Here is a 5,495-nt window from a genome sequence, read left to right as displayed (position 1 = left end):
CTGAGGAACTGGCAGCTTGAAGACGCTGTGTACCTCAATCCGGAAAGAGAGCGAAAAACCCTTCTCAAGCAGGCAGCCTAACGGCTGCTGAGGCGACAACTACCTTGACACACGCCGTTGTCGTGAAATCTTGTGCTCTTGGCGACGTTACTGCGGTCCAGATCAACGTGGACTGCTCCCGGTGAGAGATCGGTTGAGGCATCGGAGTGACCAAAAGTCTAGTTAGATTGGCGATCCACGCCGCCAAGACTACAAACTAAAACCCGGCAGCGATCCAAATTACGTAGCTACGATATCCATCCTAAGTCGTTAACTTTGCGAGAGGGTGACTAATGGCGGGTAAGTCCACGCTCAGCCAGTTCCATGTCTGCACCGCAGGCTTGTTGTTTTTTTGGAATCATCTAGATTTTTTTACCTCCCAGACCGATAGCCGGGCTTGGCCTCCAATGCCTGGCGCAGTGCTGCGTTGAAGGCATCGGCGCACTCGTACTGCACCCAGTGGCCTGCCTTGTCCACCAGTTGCAGCGACTGGAAGGTGGGCGCGGCCTGCAGCGCGGCGGCCAGCTCGTCCACCCGGCCCTCGTACAAGGCATCTTCGCGCCCGTAGATGGCCCACACCGGGCAGCGTATCTGTTGCAGGGCTTTGGCCAGTACGTCGGTGTAGGACAAACGCCGGCCGGGAATGCGGTCGCGCCGCACGTTGGCGATGTGCAGGGCCAGGGTGTCGTCATCCACACCGGCCGGGTCGAACAGCATCAGCGCGCGCAGGTTGTGGCGGTGCTGCACGGCTTGCGCTGCGGGGTCGGTCAGGTGCGTCCAGGCTTTGAGGGGGACGGTATTGCGCTGCACCAGGCCCAGGGCGGGCGCGCCGACGATGACCAGGCGGGCCACACGGCTGGGGTAGACCTGGGCCAGAAAGCCGCCCACCATGCTGCCAAACGAGAAACCCACCACGTCCACGGCGGCGTCTCCCACCAGCTGCTGCAAGCCCAGCTGCAACGGCGCGTGCATGGCATCGGCATCCCGGCCCGCACCGCCAGGGGGCATATCCGAGTCGCCGAAGCCGGGCAGGTCGGGCACCCACACCTGCCGCCCGGCATCGACCAGGCTCTGGATGTTGCGCAGCCAGTGCGTCCAGCTACCGCTGCCGCCGTGCAGCAACAGCACCGGGGGCTGGCTGCCGGGTTGGCCCCAGGTATGCCAGAGGGTACGGCTTTTGCCGAAGAGGGTGGTGTGCTGGGTGGCGCGGGCGCGCAGGTGGGCGATGGCGGTAGTGGGCATGGATGCTATGCAAATAAGAGCTGCTTACGCTAGTGGAATAAGCGTGAGAGGCCTATTCTATGCAAAAGTGCGTAGGCGCCCCAGGCCGCCTTTCACACAGCTCTGGCCGCGGTGTGGTCCCCGTCGGGCCGCCGCCAGGGGTCGATGTGGGTCATCAGGTTCAGCACCCGGTGGCGTTGCAGCACGCGCTGGCGGGCCATGACGGCAATCTCGTGCCCGGCCTCCACGCTCAGGGTGGCATCGACCTCGATGTGCGCGTCGGCCACCACCATGTCGCCCATTTTGCGGGTGTGCAGGTCGTGCACGCCCAGCACGCCGGGCGTGGTCTGCAGGGTCTGGCGGATGGCGTCTACCTCGGCTTCATCGACGGCCCGGTCCATCAGGTCGTGCAGGGCATCCCAGGCAAAGCTCCAGCCCATTTTGGACACCATAAAGCCCACGATCAGCGCGGCAATCGGGTCCAGCAGCGGGTAACCCGCCAGGTTGCCGACGATGCCAATGCCCACCACCAGGGACGATGCCGCGTCGGAGCGGGCGTGCCAGGCGTTGGCCACCAGCATGCTGGATTTGACCCGCTTGGCCACGGCCAGCATGTAGCGAAACAGCAGCTCCTTGGCTATCAGCGCGCCACCGGCCACCCACAGGGCCAGCACATGCACCTGGGCGATGGCTTCGGGGGCCTCCAGCTTGGTAGCGGCTGACCACAGCATGCCTGCGCCCACCGCCAGCAGCAGCAGGCCCAGCACCAGCGAGGCGGCCGTTTCAAAGCGCTGGTGGCCGTAGGGATGGTCTACATCGGCATCTTTTTTGCTGTGGTGGCTGGCCAGGAGCACCACGAAGTCGGCCACCAGGTCGGACAGCGAGTGCACGCCGTCGGCGATCAGGCCCTGGGATTTGGAGAAGATGCCCGCCCCGATCTGCAGCACCGTGAGCACCAGGTTGACGGCCACGCTGACCCAGGTGCTGCGCGATGCTGCCGCTGTCCGCTGGGCCGGGGTGCGTTCGGTGTCTTCGCTGTCGTCGTTCAAATCGTTCAGGTGGTACATGGATGTGCAAAAGTGGCCGCGGGTGTGAGCATGGTGCAACAGCCCGATTAAGCCTGCATTAAGCCATGTCGTTGACTTCCATGTGCTACACAAAAAAGAGCGGCTTGCGCTTATGGAATAAGCGCAAGCCGTCTGTTTTCTATATGAACCTTGTCAGAAGCGCTGCTTGAGCCGCATGTCGTTGGGCAGCGGTGTGGAGCGGCGCAGCACGTCTTCGCTGAGCCACAGCGCGCTCTTGCGGGCGCGGGCGGCCACCACCGGCAGGGGCAGGTTGACGTAGTCGTCGTTAAATACTTCAAAGCTGTAGTCGCCCCGGTAGCCCAGGCGGTCGAGCTTGAGCACCAGGTCCACCATCTGCTCGCTGTGCACGCCTTCGCCGGGGAACACGCGGTAGGTGCGCGCGGTGGTCATGCGCTCTTCAAAGGTCTTGGTTTCCTGCCACATGAAGTCGGCCAGTTGCACCAAAAATATCTTGCTCGGATCCAGGTAGTCGATCTCGTCCAGCGAGGTCTTGGCGGCCACGATGTGGTAGCCGTCGATGCCCAGGCCCAGGTTGGGGCAGTCGGCGCGGCAGACCACGTCCCAGGCGGTGGTGAACTCGTTCACCGTGCGGCCCCACGACAGGCCCTCGTAGGCGATGCGGATGCCCAGCGGCACGGCCAGCATGGCCAGCTTGCGCAGGTCGCGGGCGATGTGGTCCAGGTCCTGGGTGGCGTGCGGCGAGGTGGACGAGCAGGCCAGCAGCACTTTGCAGTCCAGCGCGGCACACATTTGCAGCATGGCCTTGGCGATGTCGATCTTGTACTCGTGCAGGTGGCCGCTGAGGCCCTCGAAGTCGCGCAGCACCTGAAAGCCGGTGCCGCGCAGCCCGCTGGCCTTGACCTCGGCCACCGCCGCCTCCATGCCGTCCGGGTGGCCGACGATGTCGTTGGCCTTGAGCATCACCTGGGTAAAGCCCGCATCCACCATGGCCTTGAGCTTGGCTTTCAAGGGCCCGGCCAGGGTGATGGTGTCCATGCCGAAGCCTTGGATGGCGTGGTCTTTCATACGGCTTTCTCGCTGTGCACGAGTTCGAAGACGACGGAGCCCAGGTAGGTCTTGGTGATCGCACCGCGGCTCTCGGTGTGGGTGGCCTGCGTCTCCACAAACTCCACGCCCAGCGCGCGCAAGGCCTTCACCGCCGCCAGCACGTCGGGTACGCCCAGGCCGATGCGCTGCAGGCGCTCGTCGGTGTCGATCACGTTCAGTTCGGGCTCGATGAGTTGCAACATGAAGCTGTTGGCGGCTTCCAGGGCCGGGCTGCGCAGCAGGGTGCCCTTGGGCATGATGCCGAAGCGCTCCTCGTCGGGGATCAGGGCCATGCCAAACAGGGCGTTGTAGAACTCGATCCAGTCGTAGCTGCGCTCCGGGCCGATGTACTGCACCACGCCGAAGAAGTGCAGGCCGGTGGTGGCCTCGGGCTTCTGGTTGACCGAGGGGATCGGGATGAAATCCACGTCGTAGATGGAGAAGTCTTTGTAGCGGTCCACAAAGTAGATGCGGCTGCCGCCCGCGCCGTGGATGGCGGGGATGTTCAGCTCCATCACCTCTGCGTGGGTGGGTACCTCCCAGGCACCGCGCTCGCGCACGTAGTGGTAGGCGGCGCGGGCATCGCGCACCCGCAGCGCGATGGCCGAGATGGCGGGCGATTCACTGCCGTGGCCGGCGGCCTGCGCGTCGCTGGGGTGGCCGTTGACCACGATGTTCAGCCCGCCCTGGCGGTACAGCTGGATCTCGCGCGAGCGGTGCCGGGCTACCGGTTTGAAACCCATCATCTCCAGCACCTGGCCCAGTGCTTGCGGCTTGGGCGTGGAGTATTCGATGAACTCGATACCGTCCAGCCCCAGCGGGTTGGAGGCATCGCTGAACGAGGCCTGCAAGGGCTCGCGGCTGGGGTTGACGAGAAGGTCACTCATGGATCACATGCTCCTTAAATAGTAGCTGGTTGTGCAGGTGCAGCATGGGCTCCACCCAAAAATAGGCGCTCAATATGCGGATCGGTCAGCAGTTCGGAGGCGGGCTTTTGCAGCACCAGCCGGCCCGACTCCAGCGCAATCGCTTCATCGGATATTTTGAGCGCACTTTTGACGTTTTGTTCCACCATCAGCACGGTAGTGCCCTGGTCGGCCAGTTTGCGTAGCAGTTTGAACACATCGCCCACCACCATGGGGGACAGGCCGATGCTGGGCTCGTCGATCAACAGCACCTTGGGGCGCAGCAGCAGGGCGCGGCCAATCTCCAATTGCTTTTGCTCGCCGCCCGATAGGGCCGAGGCCATGCTGTCCATGCGCTGCTTGACGCGCGGGAAGAACTCCAGCACTTCGGGGATGCGCTGGTGCGTCAGCTCCTTGCCGATGGTGATGCCGCCCAGTTCCAGGTTCTGCCACACCGTGAGCTGGCCAAACAGGTTGCGGCCCTGCGGCACAAAGGCGATGCCCTGGGCCAGCAGCTCTTTTTGCGTCAGCCCGACCACGCTTTTGCCGTACAGCTGGATGCTGCCTTGGCGGGGTTTGAGCAGCCCAAAAAGCGTCTTCAGCACCGTCGATTTGCCCGCGCCATTGGGGCCGAGCAGCAGGGTGATGGAGCCGGTCTGGGCCTTGAAGCTCAGGTTGTTCAGGATCATGAAGTCCTTGTACCCGGCCACTACGTCGTTGAATTCAATGCAGATGTCGCTCATTTGGCTGTCTCCGATGCTTTGCTTGTGTTTATGGGCATCCCCGGCCGGGATGTGCGCCCGGCGGCGCAGGCGGATGGAGAGGGGGAAATCCGGGCGCACCGCCGGTGCGCATTGGCGCAAAGCGCCAACGGACCCCGTGCCCGTTCCCGCTCCCTGGGGCCCCCTCTGCATGCGCCGAGGAGCGCAGCTTCAAGTGGATCAGGGCTGGCGTTGTTTGAGCGCAGCGAGTTTAGCCAGACCCCACTTGAAGCGAGCACCACAGGTTGCCCGCAGCGCAGCGAAGGGACGCAGGCAGCGGGGGTGGCCTTTTCTTTGGTGACTTTCTTTTGGCCACACCGGCGTGTGTCAAGGTAGTTGTCGCCTCAGCAGCCGTTAGGCTGCCTGCTTGAGAAGGGTTTTTCGCTCTCTTTCCGGATTGAGGTACACAGCGTCTTCAAGCTGCCAGTTCCTCA

Annotated in this window: 5 protein-coding genes; all 5 read right to left on the bottom strand. The window is 63.6% G+C overall.

From position 1 onward, the window contains the following. Positions 1–411: 411 nt before the first annotated feature. Positions 412–1,281: an alpha/beta fold hydrolase gene (locus tag AC097O_RS24110; protein WP_479595468.1), complete on the bottom strand. Its 870-nt coding sequence runs from the start codon at positions 1,279–1,281 to the stop codon at positions 412–414. A 92-nt stretch (positions 1,282–1,373) separates the two neighbouring features. Then, positions 1,374–2,327, bottom strand: coding sequence for a cation diffusion facilitator family transporter (locus AC097O_RS24105; protein WP_479595467.1), 954 nt, complete (start codon positions 2,325–2,327; stop codon positions 1,374–1,376). A gap of 153 nt (positions 2,328–2,480) precedes the next feature. Next, entirely contained in the window at positions 2,481–3,374 is an 894-nt protein-coding gene (locus AC097O_RS24100) for a sugar phosphate isomerase/epimerase family protein (protein ID WP_479595466.1), read from the bottom strand. Beyond that, complete coding sequence (locus AC097O_RS24095; protein ID WP_479595465.1) at positions 3,371–4,282, bottom strand: 4-hydroxyphenylpyruvate dioxygenase; 912 nt, start codon at positions 4,280–4,282, stop codon at positions 3,371–3,373. The genes AC097O_RS24100 and AC097O_RS24095 overlap by 4 nt, the downstream gene beginning before the upstream one ends. A gap of 14 nt (positions 4,283–4,296) precedes the next feature. After that, positions 4,297–5,043: an ABC transporter ATP-binding protein gene (locus tag AC097O_RS24090; RefSeq protein WP_479595464.1), complete on the bottom strand. Its 747-nt coding sequence runs from the start codon at positions 5,041–5,043 to the stop codon at positions 4,297–4,299. Positions 5,044–5,495: the final 452 nt, after the last annotated feature.

The sequence above is a fragment of the Rhodoferax sp. LS1P39 genome (genome assembly GCF_056521425.1).
The sequence above is the reverse complement of the archived record's forward strand: the minus strand, read 5'-3'. Positions and strand labels throughout refer to the sequence as shown.

Excerpts from the sequence above, each read along its gene's own strand:
- AC097O_RS24095 (WP_479595465.1), bottom strand. The coding sequence starts at position 4,282 with ATGAGTGACCTTCTCGTCAACCCCAGCCGCGAGCCCTTGCAGGCCTCG.
- AC097O_RS24110 (WP_479595468.1), bottom strand. The coding sequence starts at position 1,281 with ATGCCCACTACCGCCATCGCCCACCTGCGCGCCCGCGCCACCCAGCAC.
- AC097O_RS24100 (WP_479595466.1), bottom strand. The coding sequence starts at position 3,374 with ATGAAAGACCACGCCATCCAAGGCTTCGGCATGGACACCATCACCCTG.
- AC097O_RS24105 (WP_479595467.1), bottom strand. The coding sequence starts at position 2,327 with ATGTACCACCTGAACGATTTGAACGACGACAGCGAAGACACCGAACGC.
- AC097O_RS24090 (WP_479595464.1), bottom strand. The coding sequence starts at position 5,043 with ATGAGCGACATCTGCATTGAATTCAACGACGTAGTGGCCGGGTACAAG.